Annotated in this window: 13 protein-coding genes; 4 read left to right on the forward strand and 9 right to left on the reverse strand. The window is 69.5% G+C overall.

What is annotated here, in order from left to right:
* Window positions 1–26 precede the first annotated feature (26 nt).
* Window positions 27–3,809, reverse strand: coding sequence for a hypothetical protein (locus tag AC07PR_RS11535; protein ID WP_495135380.1), 3,783 nt, complete (start codon window positions 3,807–3,809; stop codon window positions 27–29).
* Between the two features lie 106 nt (window positions 3,810–3,915).
* On the opposite strand from AC07PR_RS11535, the gene AC07PR_RS11540 reads away from it, so the two are divergent.
* A complete protein-coding gene (locus AC07PR_RS11540; protein WP_483107537.1) occupies window positions 3,916–5,223 on the forward strand; it encodes a class I SAM-dependent methyltransferase in 1,308 nt (435 codons plus the stop codon).
* On the opposite strand, the gene AC07PR_RS11545 is transcribed toward AC07PR_RS11540, so the two are convergent.
* Complete coding sequence (locus AC07PR_RS11545) at window positions 5,172–7,697, reverse strand: hypothetical protein (RefSeq protein ID WP_495135381.1); 2,526 nt, start codon at window positions 7,695–7,697, stop codon at window positions 5,172–5,174. The genes AC07PR_RS11540 and AC07PR_RS11545 overlap by 52 nt on opposite strands.
* A gap of 101 nt (window positions 7,698–7,798) precedes the next feature.
* On the opposite strand from AC07PR_RS11545, the gene AC07PR_RS11550 reads away from it, so the two are divergent.
* The gene (locus AC07PR_RS11550; protein ID WP_495135382.1) at window positions 7,799–10,231 is read left to right on the forward strand and encodes a membrane-bound PQQ-dependent dehydrogenase, glucose/quinate/shikimate family; all 2,433 of its coding nucleotides are present in this window, start codon (window positions 7,799–7,801) and stop codon (window positions 10,229–10,231) included.
* Between the two features lie 10 nt (window positions 10,232–10,241).
* Here AC07PR_RS11550 and AC07PR_RS11555 read toward each other — a convergent pair whose 3' ends face one another.
* Window positions 10,242–10,877: a hypothetical protein gene (locus tag AC07PR_RS11555; RefSeq protein ID WP_495135383.1), complete on the reverse strand. Its 636-nt coding sequence runs from the start codon at window positions 10,875–10,877 to the stop codon at window positions 10,242–10,244.
* A gap of 768 nt (window positions 10,878–11,645) precedes the next feature.
* The gene (locus AC07PR_RS11560; RefSeq protein ID WP_495135384.1) at window positions 11,646–13,847 is read right to left on the reverse strand and encodes a prolyl oligopeptidase family serine peptidase; all 2,202 of its coding nucleotides are present in this window, start codon (window positions 13,845–13,847) and stop codon (window positions 11,646–11,648) included.
* Between the two features lie 323 nt (window positions 13,848–14,170).
* Between AC07PR_RS11560 and AC07PR_RS11565 the strand changes: the two genes are divergently transcribed.
* Window positions 14,171–14,479 (forward strand): hypothetical protein, encoded by a 309-nt coding sequence (locus AC07PR_RS11565; protein WP_377161057.1) that lies wholly within the window; start codon window positions 14,171–14,173, stop codon window positions 14,477–14,479.
* Window positions 14,480–14,490: 11 nt separating this feature from the next.
* Complete coding sequence (locus tag AC07PR_RS11570; RefSeq protein WP_495135649.1) at window positions 14,491–14,763, forward strand: type II toxin-antitoxin system RelE/ParE family toxin; 273 nt, start codon at window positions 14,491–14,493, stop codon at window positions 14,761–14,763.
* On the opposite strand, the gene AC07PR_RS11575 is transcribed toward AC07PR_RS11570, so the two are convergent.
* The 5 genes from AC07PR_RS11575 to puuE all read right to left on the reverse strand — a co-directional run bounded on the left by AC07PR_RS11575 (window position 14,760) and on the right by puuE (window position 21,834).
* Window positions 14,760–17,084 (reverse strand): TonB-dependent receptor, encoded by a 2,325-nt coding sequence (locus AC07PR_RS11575; RefSeq protein WP_495135385.1) that lies wholly within the window; start codon window positions 17,082–17,084, stop codon window positions 14,760–14,762. The genes AC07PR_RS11570 and AC07PR_RS11575 overlap by 4 nt on opposite strands.
* Window positions 17,085–17,139: 55 nt before the next feature.
* The gene (locus AC07PR_RS11580) at window positions 17,140–17,538 is read right to left on the reverse strand and encodes a DUF2946 domain-containing protein (protein ID WP_495135386.1); all 399 of its coding nucleotides are present in this window, start codon (window positions 17,536–17,538) and stop codon (window positions 17,140–17,142) included.
* Window positions 17,539–17,735: 197 nt separating this feature from the next.
* On the reverse strand, window positions 17,736–19,010 hold the full coding sequence (locus tag AC07PR_RS11585; protein ID WP_495135387.1) for a M20 family metallopeptidase: 1,275 nt from the start codon (window positions 19,008–19,010) through the stop codon (window positions 17,736–17,738).
* A 31-nt stretch (window positions 19,011–19,041) separates the two neighbouring features.
* Entirely contained in the window at window positions 19,042–20,862 is a 1,821-nt protein-coding gene (gene uraD, locus AC07PR_RS11590; protein WP_495135388.1) for a 2-oxo-4-hydroxy-4-carboxy-5-ureidoimidazoline decarboxylase, read from the reverse strand.
* Window positions 20,863–20,877: 15 nt separating this feature from the next.
* Window positions 20,878–21,834 (reverse strand): allantoinase PuuE, encoded by a 957-nt coding sequence (puuE, locus tag AC07PR_RS11595; RefSeq protein ID WP_377161067.1) that lies wholly within the window; start codon window positions 21,832–21,834, stop codon window positions 20,878–20,880.
* Between the last annotated feature and the right edge of the window lie 8 nt (window positions 21,835–21,842).

The following is a 21,842-nucleotide window of genomic DNA, read 5'->3' on the forward strand; positions in this document are numbered from 1 at the left end:
GCCCCGGCGTCCTGCGCCCCGGTCCATCAAGTCAGGCTGATCAGCCCAGGCGTGTCGAGCGGGGCCACGATTTCCTGCCACTCGTCGGCATCGATCCAGCCGCGGGACCGGGCTTCTTCCGCGGCCTCGCGCAACAGCGCCGCGCAGGCGCGTGGGCGCAGGTCGTCGGCGGCGAGGGAGCCATCGGAGGCCGCCTCGATCGCGCGTCGGTCGCCGTCGGCATCGGCCACCAGCAGGGTCACATAGTCCCCGTTGGACAGGCGGTCCGCCTCGCGCAGTCGCCGGATGCCGGCCAGCCAGGCCGTCAGCGTGTCCACGCGGCCCAGGCGCAAGGCCTCGAAGGCGCCGTGGCGGTCCAGGGCGTCGTTCCTTCCCTGGACGATGGGGACAAGCCGACGCGCCAGGACCTGGTTCGTCGTCGTGGCCGTCACCAGCCAGTCGAAGAGGATGGACAGCCGTCGCGCGCTCCCCTGCGTCATCGCCTTGTACATCGACGTCGCCCCGCGCGTGCGGTGCGCCATCCCGAGCAGCTCGACGACTTCGCCGCTGCTCAGCCATCGTCCGGCCTCGGCGGTGCCCAGACGGTCCAGCCAGTCGCGCAGACCGTTGTCCCCGATCGCCTGCGCTTCAGCGGCTGCGGCGTCATCGGCGGCGTCGGCCGGCGCAGCCGTCTGACGCGTCGTGTCGAGCAACAGCAGCAGTACGGAGTCGTCCGTCCTGTGATGGGTCGCGGCGAGATGCCTGGACAACTGCGTCGAATCGATCCAGCCGCGCTGACGCGCCAGCAACGCGCTGTCCAGCGCCAGGTTGAACGAGGGGGACGGGGCCTTGCCGAGCTGCCGGCAATAACCCGCCAGCGTTACCGAGACGTCAAAGGACTGGACGTGCAGGAGGCCGTCGACATCGACAACGCGGCCGTGCCTGGCGGCGAGCTGCGCCACCAGGTCGAAGTAGGCGCGCAGGACGGACGCCCTGCGGCCGCTCATCGCCTCCTTCTTCCACTCGTCCGGCTTGATCAACGCGATGCATTGGTCGAGCGAGAACAGGCCCTCCGCTTGGAGCCGCTTGAGCAGGCCAAGACCCCGCTCAGCGTCGAGTGCGCCCATGCCGGCGGCGCGCGCAGCGGTCGAGGACAGGGACAGGGACAGCCTCTCGCTCAATTCATCGACGCCCAGGTAGCCCTGCCGGAAACGGTGGACCAGTTGTTCCTCCAGTTGCGGCGGTGTCCATCGCCTGGAGTCGGGCAGCACCGCCTCCGGTCCGTTCGCCGTCGGTGCGTCCGTTTCAGGGCCGTTCCTGGGCGCGCCGCCAACGGCCAGCGACGCCGGGCGAGCGCTGTCGGCCGCGGCACCGTCCATGAGCGGCGGCATGCCCGCCAGTTGCTGGGCGGCCAGCCTGCGCCATTCCCGCAGAACGGCTGCGCACGGCCCGTCTTCGCCGGCGGTCGCCACGGCGCGGCGGACCAGTTCGAGACCCTGTCCCGTCGGCAGGCCGTCCGGCGTGCCGACGGGCGGCACGCGGACCAGCCGTGCCAGTCCGTGCGCGGACAGATGGCCTTGCTGATGGAGCGTGACCAGCCCTTCCAGATAGGCCTTCAGCGCCCCGGCGATCACCGCCGACCGGTTGACCCGCGGCACCAGCACCTCGTCCGGCAGCGCCAGGGCCTGGATCGGCGGCATCCAGGGGGCGCTCGCGTGCTGCGTCATCCAGGACAGGAAGGTGGACACGTGAGCCCGCTGGCCGTGCATCACGGCGCTGCACAGCGGCGAGGTCGCGGGGCGGCCGCCGAGGCCGCCCGGGTCGCCGGGCTCGTCGGGCGTCGGGCGCAGCAAGGTGCGCATGTCCTGCGGCGACAGGGCCAGTTCGTCACCGGCGCGCGCCAGGCAGGCCAGCACCTGGCGCAGGGGCTCGGGGCTGGTCTGTAAGCGGGAGAAGTCCAGGAAGGCACCCAGTCGCACGTCGGCGTGCAGCAGCGCCACGATCACCGGTCCGGACAGCAGGCCCTCGCGATGCAAGGTCCCCAGACGCTGCAACACGGCGTCGGGCCATGGCGGCAGCGTCGCGCGGGCGGTCCAGCGCGCGAGCAGGCCGCGCCGGAAGTCATTCAACGCCTTGCGGCATGGCGTCCAGCGGACCCCGTCGGCCGCGGCGCGGAGGCGATCCAGCGCCGCCAGGCACGCGTCCGCGAACGCATCGTTCCCCTCCCGCAGCGCCTGCGGCAGATGCGGCAGGACCAGCGGCCACGCGGCGCGCAGGTTCTCGAGGTCCATGGCGCCGATCAGGCCGAGCGCCGCGGCCGGAAGTCGCCGGTGGAGTGCGGTCTCCAACGCGCGACAGGTGAGCCCGGACCCCGCCGCATCGGCCCGTCCGGCGACATCCCCGAGCAGTCGCGCGGCGGCCTCGTCCTCCAGCGACGCGCACACCTGGGAGAGGACGCCCGGCACCACCAGCCAGGCCGACTCCCAGGTCTCGGGCGGGGTGGTCTGGACGGCGATGACGCCGTCGATCACCCGCATGAGGATCTTCGGATCCGACAGAGGCCTCGCGACGGGCGCCTGTCCCGCGGCGGGCAGGTCGAGCGCGCCGGACGAGGCCGCCTCGCGCAGCACCCGGAGGACGTCGGCGGGCCGCGGCGTGCGCTCGCGAGGGCCGTCGTCGTCCTCCTCGATCACCGACGGAACATCGCCCTGCTTCAGCACCAGCGCCCATCGCGTGGCGTCGGCGTCTTCCTGCCACACCGTCAGGTCGGCCTTCTCTTCCACCAGGCGATCCTTGACCAGGTTCTTGCGGATGTTCGACATCACGGCCTGCGGGTCGTCGGTGAGGACCAGCGGCTCCAGGACGCCGTCGCCGCGCACGAAGCGGCGCGCCTCCAGCTTGCCGAAACGACTGCCGGCCTTGCGCACCGTGCGATCCAGCGTGGGCCAGTCCTCGCCCTCCAGGGTCGACGTCGCGTCCGTCCATTTGCACAGCGAGCGACGCACCTTGCCCATGCACTCGTGGGCGAGCGTTCGCGCGACGGAAGCCGGCGTCACCGACTGCCGCACGGCATTGCGGCAGTCCCGGACCCGCTGCGGGAAATCGTCGGGTTCGCGGAACCAGGGATCGTTGTCGGGCGCGTACGCCCAAGGCAGACCGATCCGTTTCTCGAATTGAAGCACCACATGCGGATTCGTCTGGTACTGATCCGACGCCGATCCGCCGCTGGCGAGTGCCTGCACGATCGCGGCCTTCGCCGTGTTCCGGCACACGCGCTGGACGGCGTTCTTCAGACCGTCGCACAGTTGCCGCATCCCGTACTCGGCATCGATCAGTTCCCCCACGGTCCGGCCACCGCAGTTGCGAAGGCCCTCGCCCAGTCGCCGCAGGCACCGCAGGGCGCCCGACCGGCGATCGTCGCCGCGGGCCTCCAGCCAGCCGAGCATGGCGGCGATCAGCTCCAGGGACCGCTTGCCGCGGGTGAAGAGGTCCGGCAGATAGATGCGCTGGAGCGCGTCGGGCGTCGGCGACGTCAGAACCACCACCAGGCGATGGATGTCCGTCGCGATCGGGTCTTCGCCGCGATCGCGGGCATAACGCGCCATCGTTTCGAGGCAGTGCATCATCTGCGTGGTCGCGCGGCGCCCGTCCTCGCTCTGGCGGAAGGCCTCGAAGGCGTGGCGATCCTCCGGGCCGTAGACCGGCTCGCCAGCGGCCGCCGCGGCCAGGACGTCGACGGCCGGAGGATCGTCGGCAAAGACCTCGCGCCGGAAACCGAAATCGAGCGGTCCCGCATCGGCGGCGGGCTGGTGAAGAACAAGTTCGAGCATCCGGCTGTGTGCATCGCCATCCCGGAACGGTTTCCTGGTCGGCAACGGGTCGCCCGGCGGTCATCCGGCTTTGGCGGGACAATCACGGATTGCCCCAGGACCGCCGATGTTCAGTTCCCTGATTGCCCCCGATGCCGGCGCCGCGCCGTCCGACGCGCGCGAACGCTTCCTCCGCCTGCTGCGCACCGCGCTGGCGGAGCGCCGTTTCCAGCGCCTGCTGCTGAACCGTCACGAGGGCGAGGACGCCTCGCTCGAACGGCTGACCGTGCGCGACATCGAGCTGCGCGGCGAGCGCGCGTTGAGCTTCCTGTGGCGGCACAAGACGAAGGACGTCACCAAGAACCATCCGCTGGACGAAGGCCTCGCGCTGATCGACGGCCTGCTGGGGCGCGACTTCCAGCAGGCGCATCTGGACACGCTCGGCGAGGAGGTGCAACTGCGCTTCAGCCGCAAGGGCAAGCCGCTGTTGCAAGTGGGGAAGAAGGCGGGTGCGGGCGCGCCCGCCGCGGCCGACGGCAGCGATGCCGAGGCGGACGCGGACGGCTCGAACGGCGCGACGGCGCCCGGCGGGCATGACCGCGCCAAGCCCCGGGAGTTGTCGACCGGCAGCCCGTTCTGGCGCGACCTCGGCGTCACGCACGAGCTCAAGGGCCAGCCCACGCTGGTGCCGGCGATGGCGCGCAAGTGGAAGCAGATCAACAAGTTCATCGAGATCTTCGGCGCGGCGGTCCGCAAGGCCGGGCTGGACGAACCCGGCACGCCCGTGCGGCTGGCCGACTTCGGCTCGGGCAAGGGCTACCTGACCTTCGCCATGCACGACTGGCTGCGCGCGCAAGGCCTGGCACCGCGGGTGCAGGGCGTCGAGCTCAAGCAGGACATGGTGGCGCTGGGCAACGCGGCGGCGGCGCGTCACGGGCTCGAGGGCCTGAGCTTCGAGCACGGCGACGTGCGCGAACGCGGCGACCAGCCGCTGGACGTGATGGTCGCGCTGCATGCCTGCGACATCGCGACCGACTACGCGATGCACTTCGGCCTGCGCAGCGGCGCGCGCATCATCATGTGCGCCCCGTGCTGCCACAAGGAGATCCGGCCGCAGATGACGACGCCGGCCGCGCTGCGGCCACTGCTGCAGCACGGCATCCACCTCGGCCAGGAGGCGGAGATGGTGACCGATTCGCTGCGGGCGCTGCTGCTGGAGCTGATGGGCTACGACACGCAGGTGATCGAGTTCATCGCGCTGGAGCACACCAGCAAGAACAAGATGGTGCTGGCCGTGAAGCGCCCGCAAGACCCGACCCCGGCGCGGCGCGCGGAGCTGCTGGCGCAGCTCGACGAGATCAAGCGCTTCTACGGCCTGCGCAGTCAGGCGCTGGAGACGTTGCTGCGCGTGGAAGGCAGGCTCGAGCCCGTCTGAGCGGCCAGCAGGCCCGGGAGCGACGCGCGCCAGGCCTGGAGGTCGGCCTCGCCGCCGCCGCGCGCCGCGGCGGCGCGCAGCAAGGTGCAGGGAGTGCCCTTGGGATACCCGGCGGCGGACAGCAGATCCACCGGCCGCAGTACGCCCGCCGCGCACGCGGTATCCAATCCGCAGAGGTAACGGGTCAAGGCCGCGTGCACATGCGGCTCCTTGACGGTGGACACGACCTGCTCCGCTTCCCGTGCGTCGGCCAGCAGGATGCGCCGAGCCGCGGCACTGTCGAGCCGCTCCTCCCGCACCATGGCGGTCGCCCACTTGAACAGGCTGTCCACCAGGAAGGGCTTCCCCGCGATCAGCGCGGCGCTCATGAGCGGTGACGGCACCGGGTATTGGGCGGTGCCGCTGACCTGCAGCAGGGCGGCGGTCTCCTCGGCGCTCAGCTCGAGCTGGATCGAGAGCCGACGGATCAGGGCGAGTTCCACCAGCAGACGCTCCGGACCGCCTTGGTAGAACGTCGTTTCCAGCGCGTCGGACAAGCCAGCGGACTCGTTGAGCAGCGGCGCCGTCAATCGGCGTCCAGGCCCGCTGCGCAGCGACTGCAGCGCTGAGATCAGGTCATCCCAGGCGGGTCCGCCGACCCTGGATCGATCGCTGCCCAACGGATAGGCATTCTTGAAACGGACCAGTCCAACGCGCGCGGGGAAAAGGGGAACGGTGCGTCCGAGTTGTTTCGCGAAGCGGCCGATCAACTGGCGTTGCGGCGAGGGGCGGTCGACGACCTCCGCGTCGCCGTCCTCGACCCCGTCCCCGCCCCGGACCCGCGCCTCGGTGTTCAACGACCGGTCGCGCACCGCCTGCTCGTGCAACTGACGCTGCCAGCTGTCGGTGAAACCCTCGGCGTCCCAGGACGCCAGCAGCGCTGCGAGCGGAGCGCCCCCGTGTCCGCGGAGCAGCAGATGCAGCGCGTGGTCCAAGGCGTCGGCTTCCCAATTCGGCGCGGCCTGGCTCAGCCACGAGGCCAGTGTCAGGTCGTCCAGTCCCTGGCGCTCGATCACGGTCTCGAGGCCCGCGGCGGTGGGGCAGGCGGCGACGCGCTCACGCGTCGCCTCCGGGTCTGATCGCGCCGCCGACGACGAGTCGGCGAATGCCCTCAGCGCCTGCCGGGTCCGTGCGTCGAGCCCGCGCGGCAGCCCGGTGGGCCGGAGCAGCGCGTCGATCTCCTGGCGATTCAGGAAGCGTCGCGGCGGATTCAATTCCTCTCCGGTTCCGTCGTCGAGCGCGATGTACGGCCATCGGCCTTCGAACAGCACGATGCGTTCGCGCTTGCCGTGGACGCGACGCTCCTGGAGCACCTGCTCCTGCGGGGGCGGGGCGATGTGCTGTTCCGCCATGTTGTGGCGGATGCCGATGGCCAGGAGGCGCGGATCGTCGGTCAGGCCGCCTGTGAGATCGCCCTCGTCGTCCAGCGCCGCGACCTGGTGGACATGCAGATCGCCGAAGCGCGGGACGAACGCTTCCAGGGCCTTTTCCAGCAGGGGCCAGTGGTCGAGGTCCTCCCACACGGCGAGCGTGGCCCCCTTCAGTTCGTCCTCCAGCTTCTGGCCGACTTCCATCAGACAGTCGTCGGCGAGATGCTCCGCGATCGTCGTCATGTCCATGCGCTGCGCCAGGGCGTCGGCGCAACGCCTGATCTCGTCCGCATGGGCGCGGACGTCGATGATGAAGGTGTCGGTCAACTCCGACGCCAGCGAGAAGCCCGGCAGGCGCAAGGCGGCGGCGAAGGGGTCCAGCGCGTGGGGGGTCGAGAGATCATGGTGCGCGAGCCTGGCTTCGCCGCGCAGCAGCTCCCTCAGATGAACGAGGGCCACGTCGGAGAACGCGGACCAGACCGAGGCGCCGAGCCCGCCGGCCAGCCCCGCGAGCCGCAGCGCCGCCCGTTTGAGCTCCGAGGCGTGGCGCTGCGGACACTCTTTGAGTCCCTCGATGCGCAGCAGCGTCTGGCAGCGGTGCAGCAGGCTGATGTCTTCGTTGCCGAGATGACGGACCACCGCTTCCAGGGCCTGCTTGCACTCGGGTCGATAGAGCTCGATCTCCCCTTGGGGCTTCGGCCCCGCGTGCTTCTTGCGGAACGCGAGCAGATGCGACAGTTCCGTCGTGGCCGCCGTCAGGCGATGTTTCCCGGTGAACTCGAGGACCGCCGTGATCGCCGTCAGCCATTCCTCCCGTGCGCGATGGCCTTCGGGACTCTCGAGGAACTCGCGGTTCTGCCTCTTCAGCATCGGCTTGAACTCGCTGATTTCTGAATTCGGCGGCGGCGGCGGGGCATACGCCGGCGCGGGTCCGGCATCGAGGCCATCGGCCCGGGCGCCGTCCAGCCTGCTCTCCTCGGCGTGCTTGCTGTCGAAGAACGCCGGTTCGAAGCTGTAAGAGGTCTGGACGCTGGGCGCCCAGGAAGACGAAGAAGGAAAGGTCATGAGTCCTGGGTGTGCAAGCGCCCGGGACGGTTCGCGAAGTTGCCGGAATGAAACTTGCCATGCGGGGCCATGGCCGTGCTTGCGGCGCTCCAGGCGACTCGATGTCCAACCTCCTTGCACCGTCCCCCGCTCCCGTCCCCTGGCTGGCCCGCGTCCTCGGCGCCGCGCTGCTGATCCTCGGCTTCGTCATGCTCGCCGCGGGCGGCCTGCTGGCCTCGCTCGGCGGCAGCTGGTATTACGCGTTGTCGGGACTGGCCTGGGCCGTCATCGGCGCGTTGATGTGGGGGCGGCTGCGCGAGGCGGTGCTCGGTTATGCGCTCTACTTCCTCGCCACGCTCGTGTGGAGCCTATGGGAAGTGGGCCTGGACTGGTGGCCGCTGGGCGCGCGCATCGGCGTGCCCTTCATCCTCGGCGCGGTGTTGCTCGCGCTGGTGCCGACGATGCGCCGTCATCTGCCCGTCGACGATCTCCGACGCGTCGCCTGGCGCAGTCCGCCGGCGCTCGCGCTCGCGGTGGTGCTCGGGATTTTCGTTGTCGTCGCGTTGACGTCGTGGACACGCGACCTTCATGCCGTCGAAGGCACGATGCCGGCCAACGGCGCCGCGCGTCCGCCCGGGGTGCCGGCCTCCGGCGCGGCATCGGTGCCCGACGGGGAGTGGCACGCCTACGGCCGCACCGGCTTCGGCCAGCGCTGGTCGCCGCTGGCGCAGATCACGCCGGCCAATGTCGGCGATCTCAAGCTGGCCTGGGACTTCCGCACCGGCGATGTCCGCGGCCGGCCCGGCGACCCCGTGGAGACCACCTTCGAGGTCACGCCCCTGAAGGTCGGCGAGCGGCTCTTCCTTTGCACGCCCCACCAGACGGTGCTGGCGCTCGACGCGACCACGGGCCGCGAGCTGTGGCGCTTCGATCCGCAGGTGCGCGGACAGCTGGCGCTGCAGCATCTGACCTGCCGCGGCCTGTCCTACCAGCCGCCGGCGGACACGATGGCCGCGGCCGGGGCGCAGCCCGCCGCCTGCGCGGCCAAGCTCTTCATGCCCACCGCCGATGCGCGGCTGATCGCCCTGGATCCCGCGACGGGCAAGACCTGCCCCTCGTTCGGGCGGCAAGGCGCGGTCAGCCTGATGGCCGGCATGCCCAACGCCAAGCCGGGCGCCTACTACTCGACCTCGCCGGTGGTGGTGACCCGCAAGCTGGTGATCGTCGGCGGCACGGTGCTCGACAACGCGTCGACGAAGGAGCAGTCCGGCGTGATCCGCGCCTATGACATCGAGACCGGCGCGCTGGTCTGGAACTGGGATTCCGCCAACCCCGACGCCACCGCGCCGATCGCGGCCGGGCAGACCTACACGGCCAACTCGCCCAACAGCTGGTCGGTGGCCAGCGTCGACGAGTCGCTCGGCCTGGTCTACCTGCCGATGGGCAACCAGCCGCCCGACCAGTGGGGCGGCAAGCGCTCCGCGGCGGTGGAGAGGCACTCGTCGTCGGTGGTGGCGCTGGACCTCGCGACGGGGCAGGTGCGCTGGGTCTTCCAGACCGTGCATCACGACCTGTGGGACTACGACGTGCCCGCGCAGCCGGTGCTGGTGGACCTGACGGTGAAGGGCCGGCGCGTGCCCGCGCTCGTGCAGCCGACCAAGCAGGGCGAGCTCTTCGTGCTGGACCGCCGCGACGGCAAGCCGGTGTTCCCGGTGACCGAGACGCCGGCGCCGCAGGGCGCGGCGGCGGGCGACTTCAGCGCGCCGACGCAGCCGGTGTCGGCGATCTCGTTCAACCCGCCGGCGCTGCGCGAGCGCGACATGTGGGGCGTGTCGATGTTCGACCAGCTCTGGTGCCACATCGCCTTCCACAGGCTGCGCTACGAGGGCCGCTTCACGCCGCCGTCGGAGCAGGGCTCGCTGATCAACCCGGGCAACTTCGGCGTCTTCAACTGGGGCAGCATCGCCGTCGATCCGGTGCGCGGCATCGCGTTCACGACGCCGGCGATCCTGGGCTTCACCTCGACGCTGGTGCCGCGGCGCGACGACACCTCGCTGCTGGTGCAGGACGGCGGGCCGCCCAAGGGCGCGCTGCCGGCGCTCAACGAGAACTTCGGCGCGCCGTTCGCCGCGAAGATGAAGCCCTTCACCTCGCCGCTGGGCATCCCGTGCCAGGCGCCGCCGTGGGGCACGGTGGCCGGTGTCGACCTGAACGAGGGCAAGGTCGTCTGGCGCCATCGCAACGGGACCGTGCGCGATCTGTCGCCGGTGCCGGTGCCGTTCAAGCTCGGCGTGCCGAGCCTGGGCGGACCGATGATGACGGCCGGCGGCGTGGCCTTCCTGTCAGGCAGCATGGACGACTATGTCCGCGCCTACGACGTCAACGACGGCCGCGTGCTGTGGGAAAGCCGCCTGCCCGCCGGCGGCCAGGCCACGCCGATGACCTACCTGGGCGCGGACGGGCGGCAGTACGTGCTGGTCATTGCGGGCGGCCACGGGTCGACCGGGACGAAGCCCGGCGACCATGTACGCGCGTATGCGCTGGAGAAGCGCTGAGCGAACCGGGTCAGCCCTTGGCGGCCACGATGGCTTGTGCATCCATGTAGGCCGCCAGCGCCTCGGGTTTGTTGCTTCGCTCCAGCATGGTCCTCAACGCCGTGTTGTAGGGGCCCTGCAGCACTGTCCGAGCTTCCTTCGCGGTGATCAGGCCGGTGGCCTGCGCCTGCGAGATCAGCGTGCCCCACTGACGCAGGCGATCGGCCTTCCCCGGATCCCCCGCCCATGTCCGGATGTCGGCGTGATATCTCAAGCTGGTCGGCAGCAGGGCCTGCTTGGCCTCCCTGGCGTTCATGCGGCCGCCATCGACGGCCAGCTTGAGCGCCTGCAGCCAGGGCGCGAAGACCTCCGGATGGTCGAGCGCCTCGTTGCTCATTGCCTCGGTCAGCAACTTGCGTTCGTCCTCGACCCCGATCGCCTTGTCCTTCCGGAGCACGCCGGCGGCGGAGAGCAGCAACTGCACCGATGCTTCGTGGCCGTTCGCCATGGCCCCACGCAGTGCGCTCTGACGATGGTGACCGGACGGCTCTTTCAAGAGTCGGGCGAGCTCGACGGGCGATGCGTGCAGCGCCTGCAGCGAGGCGCTGAGTGATGGCGCGTCGCCGGCTTTGAGCGCTGCCAGGAACGATTGGCGGGCCGCGTTCAAGTCGACTTCGGAGTCGGGCAAGGACGCGGGGAGAAGGGGGGCGACGGGGGGCAAGTACATGGCAGTCTCGGCGTGACGAAAGAGTGTCAGTCGACGCTGTTCGTCGCCGGTTCACCGAGGACATCCGGTTGCCCGACGCCGAAGAGACGAAAAAAAGCCCGGCCCCTCGTGGAGAGGCCGGGCAAGGGCGCTGTGACGCCGCCTGAACGCCCTGACTGCTGAGGGCGTGGCGCTGCGGCGTGGCGAATGGGGAGCGCTTGCGCGCCGGCCATGAGGCGACCCGCGAAGGGACGCGGCCTGGACGCGTGGATCGTGAGAACTCAGGTCCGCGGGGGCGGGACCGGCGCCGGGGCTGGCTTTCCGGGGCAGGGACGCGGGGGCGTGGACTGCGGGGAGGCGGGCGTGCGGCGTGTCGTCATGCTTCGCATCATCGCCGCAGCCATAAAAGCCGAGAAGGAAAGAACAGGGCGCAAATCCGGCCAAACAAGTGGCCGGTTTTTTCGTCCATTTCCGGGTCTTCAGGGAATCGGCGGGCGCCAGGGCACCTGGGAGGCATGTCGACGTCGGAGGCGATGGTTGGAAGGATCAGTTGTCGTCCGAGACCCCTCGGTTCGATCAAAGTCGGGTCCACCAACGACAAGCCCGGCGCGTACGAGACGGGCCGGGCCTGAAGATGATCCGGTCCGGTGCGCGCAAGCGCACCGACGGGTCAGCGCGTCGCCCTGTCGGGCATCTCGCGCAGGTCGCTCATCACGTGCATCACGCGCATCACTTGACGTCCATCCCGAACGTGTTCGCGATGAAGGCCAGGATGTCCGCGCGCTCCTCGATGATCTTGGAGGTCGGCTTGCCGGCGCCGTGGCCGGCCTGCGTCTCGATGCGGATCAGCTTGGGCGCGGGGCCGGTGTCGGCGGCCTGCAGCGTCGCGGTGTACTTGAAGCTGTGGGCCGGGACGACGCGGTCGTCATGGTCGCCGGTGGTCACCAGGATGGCCGGATAACGCGCGCCGCTCTTGATCGTGTGCAGCGGCGAATAGGCCTTCAGCCACTGGAAGTCGGCGGCGTTCTCCGAGCTGCCGTAGTCCGAGGTCCATGCCCAGCCGATGGTGAACTTGTGGAAGCGCAGCATGTCCATCACGCCGACCTGCGGCACGGCGGCGCCGAACAGGTCCGGACGCTGGTTCACGACCGCCCCCACCAGCAGGCCGCCGTTGGAGCCGCCGTTGATGGCGAGCTTCGCGGGCTGCGTGTACTTGCTGGACACCAGGTACTCGCCGGCGGCGATGAAGTCGTCGAAGACGTTCTGCTTCTTGGCCTTGGTGCCGGCTTCGTGCCAGGCGGCGCCGTACTCGCCGCCGCCGCGCAGCACGGCCAGCACGTAGACGCCGCCCATCTTCATCCAGGTCGCGGCGGTGACGCCGTAGCCCGGCGTCATCGGCACGTTGAAGCCGCCGTAGCCGTAGAGCAGCGTCGGGTTGCTGCCGTCCAGCTTCAGGCCCTTGCGGTGGGCGATGAAGATCGGCAGCCTGGTGCCGTCCTTGCTGGTGACGAAGACGCGCTTGCTCTCGAATTCGCTCGCGTCGAACGCGGTCTGCGCGCGCTTGAACAGCTCGGCCTTGCCGGTCTTCGCGTCCAGGCGCCAGATCTCGCCGGGCGTGGTCAGGCTGGTGTAGCTGAAGAAGGTCTCCGGGTCGTTCCACTTGCCGCCGAAGCCGGCGGCGGTGCCGACGCCGGGCAGCTGGATGTCGCGCACATGCTTGCCGCTGGGGGCGTGCACGCGCACCAGCGTGGCGGCGTCCTGCAGGTAGCTCAGCACCAGCTGGCCGCCGACGCCGTTGGCGGCGTTCAGCGCGTCCTTGGTCTCGGGCACCAGCGTGGTCCAGGTCTTCGGATCCTTGGCCGTCCAGTCCTTGTCCAGGTCGATCGCGATCAGGCGGCCGCGCGGCGCGTCCTTGTCGGTCTTGACGATCAGGCGCTGGCCGTCCAGCACGACGGGCGCGTACTCCGCGTCGAAGCTGACGGTCAGCGGCACCGGCTTGGCGCCGGCGTAGCCGCCCTTGCCGTCCAGCGGCAGCAGCATCAGGCCGTTCTTGCGGGCGGAGCCCTTCCACACGTTGATCAGTCCGAGGCGGCCGTCGTCGGTGACGTCGACGTTGAAGCCCCATTCCTTCTCGGCCGGGTTCTCCACGACCAGCGTGTCGGCGGACTGCGGCGTGCCCAGGCGGTGGTAGTAGACCTTCTGGAAGTAGTTGGCGCCGGTCAGGGCCGCGCCTTCCTTGGGCGCGTCGTAGCGCGAATAGAAGAAGCCCTTGCCGTCCGGCGTCCAGGACGCGCCGGAGAACTTGACCCACTCGATGGTGTCGTCCAGGTCCTTGCCGGTGTCGAGGTCGCGGACCTTCCAGGTCTGCCAGTCGGAGCCGGCGCCGGCGGTGCCGTAGGCCAGCAGGCGGCCGTCCTTGGACACGACGCTGCCCGTCAGGGCCACGGTGCCGTCCTTGGACAGCGTGTTGGGGTCGAGCGCGACCTGCGGCGTGTCCTTCAGGCTGCGTGCGGTGTAGAGCACCGCCTGCTGCTGCAGGCCGTTGTTGCGGGTCCAGAAGTAGCGGCCGCCTTCCTTGTAGGGGACGCCGAACTTCTCGAAGTTGTAGAGGTCGGTGTAGAGCTTGCGCGCGGGCAGGCGCTGCGGCATCGCGGCGAGGAACTTGTCGGTGACCGCGTTCTCGGCCTGGACCCAGGCCTTGGTGTCGGCGCTGTTGTCGTCCTCGAGCCAGCGGTAGGGATCGGCGACGGTGGTGCCGTGGTAGTTGTCGGTCTGGTCGACCTTGCGGGTGACCGGGTAGGTCAGGCCCTGCGAGGCGGCCGACGCATTGGCGGAGGTCGTGGCGGGGGCCGAGGCGGTTTGCGCGGTGGCGGCCGTCGCGGCGCCGAGCCCGACCACCAGCGCGGCGGTCAACGAAAGACGGGAATGCATGCGATGTGCTCCTGGAGTCGGGAAGCCGCCCCGCGCGGCTCGTGGCCGTTCGGGGCGGTGGGCGGGAATTGTGCCCCGCTGTCCGTGGGGTGCCTTTGGTCAGGGCGGGGAAGTACGGGGTGGACGAACTTCATCGAATCCATCGCGGCGACGGTGGCTCAAAGTGATCGTCTTTCGCGGACGACTGACTTGTCCTGGTTGTTTTGGCCTTTGGCTCGAATGCCGCGGTGCCGGATCGTTCTCAGAATCCCGCATCCCCCTTCATTGGAAAGTGCAGGTGCAGAATGAACGCTGTCCTAAAGCGCATCGACTTCAGTCCGCCTATGACCGACACCAACCCCAATACCTTGACCGTCCGTATCGATCCGGAGCTCAAGCAGCAGTTGGAAGCGTTCGCCGCGGAGGTCCACTTCAAGTTGGACGATCTGGTCGACCAGATGATCCGCGAGATGCTGTTCCGGAACTCTCCGGAGTTTGCGGACCCCACCAATCCGCGTACCGTCGCGTATCGAGCCGTGGAGGCGAGCCTGCTCCAAGGCATTCGTGGCGAACTGATCTCCGAGGAGGAACTCGACAAGTTCCTGGACGACAACTATGGGACGGTGGACAAGGGTTCACCGCAAGAGCCTTGAGCTTCAAGCTTTTGCCCCCAGCGATCCAAGACCTGGCTGTCATCCTCAATCGAATCCGTGCGGACAACCCGCCAGCCGCAGAGCGGTACGGCAGGTTGTTCCGAAAGACGTTCGGCACTCTCGCGGCGAAGCCTGGCATCGGGACGCGATCGGATGCGACGGGGATGTTGGAGTTCACGTTCCAGCGCAACTACCGCATCTACTACCGACGCGTCGGGGCGGTCATCTGGATCGTGCACGTGGTGCACGTGGCTCGGCTGTGGCCGCCCCCGCGATCAGGTTAGTAGTCCCACCTCGCCTCCACCTGGAAGGTCCGCCCCGGATACGGATGGAAGTTCCAGTACTGGTAGTTGTTGAGGTTGTCGACGCCGGCCGCGAGCGTCCACTGCCTGTCGATCCGCCACTGGGCCCGCACGTCGACGGTGAAGTACTTGCTCGCCGCCATGTAGGCGAAGCCGTTCACATCGCTGTTGTCGAGCGTGCTGAACTGCTTGCCGCTGTAGCGCGCGCCGAGGCTCAGGCTCAGGTCGTCGCGTGCCTGCCACTGCGCGAGCATCGTGGCGCGCCAGCGCGGCACGCGCGGCTGCCACTTGCCGATCGTGTCGCCGGGCACCGTCGCATAGCCGGCGTTGGCCAGGATGATTGAATCGGCGAAGGTCACGCTGCCCGTCAGGCTCACGCGCCGAGGCAGTCCCGCCGTTCCGCTGAGCTCGACGCCCCGCGTCCGGATGCGGTCGATGTTCTGCACCGTGTTCGCATTGGTCGCGACGTTCAGCTGCGAATACAGCGCATCGCGGCTGTCCTCGTGGAAGAGCGTGACCCGCAGCGCGTCGCGATCCTTGCCGGTCCATTCGGCGCTGAGCTCGCTGGTCCAGCTGCGCTCGGCCTTCAGGTTGGGATCGTTGTTGATGAACTGTCCCGCGGCGTTGAAGCCGCCCTGGAACAGCTCGCTGACCGTCGGGAAGCGCACCGCGCGGCCGGTGCTGGCCTTGATCACCCACTGATCGCTCAGTCCGTACGACAGCGCCGCCTTCGGCGACCACGCGGTCTGCGCGCGTGACGGGTGGTTTTGCAGGTTCGTCGTCGACTGCGTGACGCCTTCGAACGACTGCCAGTGCTCGCCGCGCAGGCCCAGCACCGCGGTCCAGTCGGGCGCGAAGGCCCAGGCGTCCTGGGCGAAGACGGCCCGCACGCGCGTGTCACCCTCGAAGCGCGAGGTCAGCGCGCCGGCATCGCCATCTCGCCAATCCGCCAACGCGGAGACCCGCGTGCGCAGCCGATAGCGCTCCTGCGACACGCCCGCATCGATCGTGTGATCGCTGCCGTCGGGCGTCCAGGTGAGCTTCCCCGACAGCGTGTTCCACCCGGTGCCCGCCTGGTCGGTGAGCCGCCCGGCGTCGGGGGCTGCGCTCGTCGGCGCGTAGGCGCGCGAGCGGTCGGCGAGGTAGTCGTACAGGCTGCCCGAGACCTCCCAGCCGAGCCCGTCGCGCACGCGGCGCTTCAGCGAGATCGCATGCATGCGGTGCTCAAGCTCGTCGCGCGTCTGCGGGAAGTCGCTCGCGCTCAGCGAATAGCCCTTGCCGTCGATGCTGACCGGCTGGGTGATGCCGCCGCCGGAACGGTGATCGATCGTCCGCCCGTTCGCGTCCGTCAGGAAGCTCTGCGAGCGGCCGTCGGAGTTGTTGCTCCACAGCCCGAAGACATACATCGCCCGCAGGCTGGGATCGATGTCGTAGGCGAGCTTCAGCTTTGCCTGGTCCTGCACCGTGTCGTATTGCGTGCCGCTGCCCAGCAGCAGCCACGGCTGGTTGGCGCGGTTGAGCCCTGCCACCGCGCCCGAGACCGGCACCGCGCCGGACGCTGGCGCGGCCGAGCTCAGGGTCCTGTTCGCGAAGGTCTGCGGCTGGCCCTCGCTGTCGGTGCGGCCGGCGTGCAGCCACCACGAGAACGCGCCGTCCGCACTGCCGATCGAGGCGCTCGCCTGCTTCGCGTCGTAGTCGCGCTTGTGGCCGTAGAGATCATTCGGCTGATGGCTGTAGCCCACCCGCGCGTGCGCCTCGAAACGCGTCGGCATGCGCGTCTGGTAGTCGACGACGGCACCGACCGCATTGCCCGAATACGCCGCCGAGAACGGCCCGTACATCACGTCGACGCGGGCGATCTCCTCCGGCGACACGAGGCCCCACCGCGGGGCGAAGGTCGCGCCGTTGCCCAGCAGGTTGGACAGCAGGATGCCGTCCGCATAAACCAGCGAGCGCGCGCTGTTGCCGGTGCCCGACGCGCGCGTCGACAGCACGGCATGGTTGTAGTCGCCGATGTAGCGCTTGCGCACCAGCAGGCTGGGCAGATACTTGAGCGCGTCCTCGGCATCGGTGGCATTGATGTCGCGGGCGATGGCCTCGCCGGTGACGCCCTCCATCGTCGTGGGAATGCGGCTCGGGAGCGAGGTCGGCGCGGCACCGTCGACACGGACGATGCCCAGGGAAAGAGCGCGGACGTCGGCGTCCTCCGCGGCGTACACGATCGTGGACGCGGCAGCGGAAGCGGACGCCAGCACCGTCAGCGCACCGGCTCTCAGCCGGCGCGCACGGGAAATGCTGTGCATGGAAAGAAACTCCAACGGAATGAAGGAGCACCGGCGCAAGCCGGCGCGGCAAACTTCAGACCGTCAGAGGAGGCGCACGGGCCGGCGCGCTGCGCCAGGCGTGCGCGGTGACCGCGGCGCTGTAGAAGCGCTCCGGCAGGCCGTGGCGCAGCTCGGTGCGCAGCGGCAGCACCCCCGGCACCGGCGGCAGCGGCAGCACGTCCTGGTGCAGGTGGCAGAACGCGCAGTGCTGGAACAACGCATGGTCCTGGTCGTCGACGCCGCTGTCCGCCAACCCCGCGCGCAACTCGGCAGCGCGAGGGCCGACGACGCTGGAGCGGCAGATCTGCGTCCAAGGCGCCAAATCCCCGTTCAACGCCTGCGCACCCATCGACGCCGCAGGCAGCAGCGCCGCCAGCCAGAAGACCAGGACGGTCATCCAGCGGGCGAAGACAGGGGGGGATTGCGGGTGCATCACGCAGGGCATTCTAGGGGGAGCGCGCGAAGCAGGCATGGCCGGGGCCGGCGGCTCACGCCTCGCTTGGCGCGCCAACTCGTTCCGTTCACCTGCGGCTCACTGCACTCAAACAGACGGCGCTCAAGTCAGTCTTGAACGCTCGGCTTCGCCGCCGGCCCCGGCCATGCCCGCTTCGCGTTCGACGAGTCGCGGACTCAGGTCGGACTCAAGAGATCGAAGAGGGTGCGCGCGACAACCTTCGTCGCGCGGCGCAGGTCGTCCAAGTCGACTCGCTCGTCCGAACGCTTGGCATGCGACTCCAGCACGGTGCGAGGACCCGCACCATAAATCGCCGCAGGAATGCCGTGCTCGCCGTAGAGACGCACATCGGTGTACAGCGGCGTGCCCGAGGTCGGGATCGGCTCGTCGAAGACCGCCTCGCCATGACGCTGCAATGCGTCGACCAGCGGTTGATTGCCCGGTAGCGGCTTGAGCGCGCGCGCCAGCAGCAGGCGCTTCACGTCGAGCGTGATGCCAGGGAACGAGGCCGCAGCCGTCGCGATGGTGTCCCGGATCTCCGCCTCGACGACGATCGGATCCTCTTCCGGAATCATCCGGCGATCCAGCTTCAACGTGACCTTGCCCGGCACGACATTGGTGTTCGTGCCGCCCTCGATGCGGCCCACGTTCAGGTAAGGATGCTGGATGCCCTCGACCTTCGACGTGACCTCGCGGTACGCGACGTTGCGCGCGTAGAGCGCGTTCAGGATCACGACCGCGCCCTGCAGCGCATCGATGCCGGTGTCCGGGATCGCGGCATGCGCCATCTTGCCGTGAACCGTGACCTCCATCTGCAGGCAGCCGTTGTGCGCAGTGACCACCTGGTAGCTGAAGCCGGCAGCAAGCAGCAGATCGGGCTTCGTCAGCCCCTGTTGCAGCAGCCAGCCGGGGCCGAGCTCGCCGCCGAATTCCTCGTCGTAGGTGAAGTGCAGTTCGACGCCGCCCTTGAGTGCTGCGCCTTGCGCGGCCAATGCTTCCACTGCGCGCAGCGCGAAGGTGTAGGTCGAGAAGTCACTCTTGCTGACGGCCGACGCGCGCCCGAAGAGCTGGCCGTCGACCACTTCGCCGCCGTACGGGTCGTGCGTCCAGCCATCCCCGGGCGGCACCACGTCGCCGTGCGCGTTCAGGGCGATCACCGGGCCGCTGCCTTCAGCGCCGAAGCGGCGGCGGACGATCAGGTTGGTCAGCGATTCCAGCCCGTACTCGCGCACCTGCGCCTGGGGCACCGGGTGCTTCTCGGCGACGTAGCCCATCTCGGCGAGCAGCTCGGCCGTGCGCTCGGCATGCGGCGCGTTGTTGCCGGGCGGCGTGTCGGTGGGCACGCGCACCAGCGCCTGCAGGTAGCGGACTTGTTCGTCGAAGTGGGCGTCGATCCACGCGTCGAGCGTGTCGTAGGCGATCTGGGAGGAGGTGGGTGCGGAAGCGGTCATGGGAGGTCTGTTCCAGGAGATCGGGCGGCGTTCACAGCCGGTCGAGCAGCGCGAGGAAGGCCTGCACGCAGAGTTCGGTGTCGTCGTTGCTGATCGCTTCGAGCGGGTTGTGGCTGATGCCGAGGTTCAGTCCGCGCTGGAACAGCATGGCCTGCGGCATCGCTTGATGGAGCTTCATCGCGTCGTGGCCGGCGCCCGAGGGCATGCGGTGCACCGGCAGACCGAGCGTGTCGACGGCTGCCTCCCAACGCGCCTGCCACGCCGCATCGCTCGGCGCGGCGGCGGCGGCCTCGGTGCGTTCCAGCGTGAAGCTGACGCCGCGGCGCTCGCAGATCTCGGCGAGACGGGCGCGCACGTCGGCGTCGAGCGCGTCGCGCGCCGCATCGGTCGTCGCGCGCAGGTCGAGGCTGAATCGGCAGCGGCCCGGGATCACGTTGATGGACCCGTTGGGCACCTGCAGCTGCCCGACGGTGCCGACGACCTCGGGCACCGCGCCCGCGCGTTCCTCGACGTGGAGGATCAACTCCGCGACCGCGGCGGCGGCATCGCGGCGGCGGTCCATCGGCGTCGTGCCGGCGTGCGAGGCGAGCCCGCGCACTTCGCCGACGTAGCGGATGCTGCCGTTGATCGAGGTGACGATGCCCAGCGGCAGGTCGAGCTCGTTGAGCACGGGCCCCTGTTCGATGTGCACCTCGATGAAACCGAGGTAGCGCGCCGGATCCCGCTTCAAGGCCTGGATCGCCGCCATCGTGCCGGGCAGGCCGGCGTCGCGCATCAGGTCGCGCAGCACGACGCCGTCGGCATCGGCCTGATCCAGCCACGCAGGATCGAAGCGGCCGACCAGCGCGCTGGAGCCGAGGAAGGTCGCCTTGTAGCGCTGGCCTTCCTCTTCGGAGAATCCGATCACCTCGAGGCCGTGCTTGAGCCGGCGCCCTTGGCGCTTGAGCTCGCGCACGCAGGCCATCGGCACGAGGATGCCGAGCCGACCGTCGTACTTGCCGCCGTTGCGCACGGTGTCGTAGTGGCTGCCGGTGAGCAGCCGAGGAGGCTCGTCGGCCTGGCCGTGGTGTTCGCCGTGATAGACGCCGACGACGTTGCCGACCGCGTCGATGCCGACCTCGTCGAAACCGCACTCGCGCATCCAGTCGGCGAGTTGCGCCGCCGCGGCGCGATGGGCGTCGGTCAGGTACAGGACGGTGAGCTGGCCGTTCTCCGCGAAGCCGAGATCGGAGAACCGCGCCAGCGACTCCGCCCAGTCCCAGACCTGGTTGCCCAGGGTCGGCGCCACGCCGAACTTGTCGTTGAGCCGGATCTCCGCGATGCGATGGATGTTGCGCAGGCACTCGGCGCGCTCGATGTCCGGGTGCGCGTTCAGGCGCCGCGCGAAGGTCTCGATGATCTGCTGTCGCGTCAGGCCATCGCCGCGCGGGCCGCGCACGGCGAGGATGAAGGGCCAGCCGAAGCGCGCGTTGTAGTCCGCGTTCAGTTGCTGCAGGCGCGCGAACTCCTCCGGCGAGCAGTTCGTGAGGCCGGCACGGCTCTGCTCGTTCGTGGACTCGGCGGTCAAGGCCTGCGCCACCATCGCCTTGCCGGCGAGTTCCGGATGCGCTCGGATCAGGCCGAGCTGCTCGTCGAGCGCGGCCTCGCGCACGACGGTCGCCATCGCATGCTTCAGCGTCGCGAGGCTCGGGAAGCCGCCTGCGGGACGCCGGGCGAAGGCGCGTCGCGCGATCCACGGCGAGTGCTCGTAGACGCCGTCCAGCAGCGCGACGAAGGCGTCCTCACCGGCCGCGTCCAGCGCGGCGAGGGACAGGGACGGCGAGGGCGGAAGTGTTGGCGAAGAGGTGCTCATCGGATGCTCAGCGATTCAGCCCCACACGAAGGCCTGGTCCGCATCGAACGGATGCGTGGCGCGCCAGTGGCGGGCGATGTCGACGCGGCGGGCGACCCAGACACGGTCGTGCTTCTCGACGTGATCGAGGAAACGCTGCAGCGCGCGCATCCGGCCCGGTCGGCCGAGCAGCCGGCAATGCATGCCGATGCTCATCATCTTGGGCGACTCGGCGCCCTCGGCGTAGAGCACGTCGAAGGTGTCGCGCAGGTACTCGAAGAACTCATCGCCATGGCTGAAGCCCTGCGGCAGCGCGAAGCGCATGTCGTTGCAGTCCAGCGTGTAGGGCACGACCAGATGCGGTGTCAGCGCGCCGTCGGTCTTGCGGACGTTGAGCCAGAACGGCAGGTCGTCGCCGTAGTAGTCGCTGTCGTACTCGAAGCCGCCGAAATCGGCCACCAGCCGGCGCGTGTGGGGGCTGTCGCGGCCGGTGTACCAGCCCGACGGCCGCTCGCCGGTCAGCTGCTGGATGATGTCCATGCCGATGTCCATGTGCTGGCGCTCGATGGATTCATCGACGCCCTGGTAATGGATCCATCGCCAGCCGTGGCACGCGATCTCGTGATTCAGCTCGACGAAGGCCTTCGTCAGCTCCGGATGCCGCTCCAACGCCATCGACACGCCGAAGACCGTCAGCGGCAGCGCGCGTTTCTCGAACTCGCGCAGCAGCCGCCACACGCCGGCACGCGAGCCGTATTCGTAGATGCCTTCCATGCTCAGGTGGCGCGCGGGGAAGGCCGGCGGGTTGAACATCTCGGACAGGAACTGCTCGCTGCCGGCGTCGCCGTGCAGCACGGAGTTCTCGCCGCCTTCCTCGTAGTTGAGGACGAACTGCACGGCGATGCGCGCCTGGCCCGGCCACTGCGCGTGCGGCGGATGCTCGCCGTAGCCGATGAGGTCGCGGGGATAACCGGGAGAGACAACGGGCTTCATGCGACGGG

Source organism: Roseateles sp. GW821-FHT09H11, assembly GCF_059415845.1.

Coding starts and splice junctions, on each gene's coding strand:
- AC07PR_RS11565 (WP_377161057.1), top strand. CDS start 14,171: ATGACCGACACCAACCCCAATACCTTGACCGTCCGTATCGATCCGGAG.
- AC07PR_RS11585 (WP_495135387.1), bottom strand. CDS start 19,010: ATGACCGCTTCCGCACCCACCTCCTCCCAGATCGCCTACGACACGCTC.
- AC07PR_RS11545 (WP_495135381.1), bottom strand. CDS start 7,697: ATGACCTTTCCTTCTTCGTCTTCCTGGGCGCCCAGCGTCCAGACCTCT.
- AC07PR_RS11550 (WP_495135382.1), top strand. CDS start 7,799: ATGTCCAACCTCCTTGCACCGTCCCCCGCTCCCGTCCCCTGGCTGGCC.
- AC07PR_RS11540 (WP_483107537.1), top strand. CDS start 3,916: ATGTTCAGTTCCCTGATTGCCCCCGATGCCGGCGCCGCGCCGTCCGAC.
- AC07PR_RS11580 (WP_495135386.1), bottom strand. CDS start 17,538: ATGCACCCGCAATCCCCCCCTGTCTTCGCCCGCTGGATGACCGTCCTG.
- AC07PR_RS11560 (WP_495135384.1), bottom strand. CDS start 13,847: ATGCATTCCCGTCTTTCGTTGACCGCCGCGCTGGTGGTCGGGCTCGGC.
- AC07PR_RS11535 (WP_495135380.1), bottom strand. CDS start 3,809: ATGCTCGAACTTGTTCTTCACCAGCCCGCCGCCGATGCGGGACCGCTC.
- AC07PR_RS11575 (WP_495135385.1), bottom strand. CDS start 17,084: ATGCACAGCATTTCCCGTGCGCGCCGGCTGAGAGCCGGTGCGCTGACG.
- uraD (WP_495135388.1), bottom strand. CDS start 20,862: ATGAGCACCTCTTCGCCAACACTTCCGCCCTCGCCGTCCCTGTCCCTC.
- puuE (WP_377161067.1), bottom strand. CDS start 21,834: ATGAAGCCCGTTGTCTCTCCCGGTTATCCCCGCGACCTCATCGGCTAC.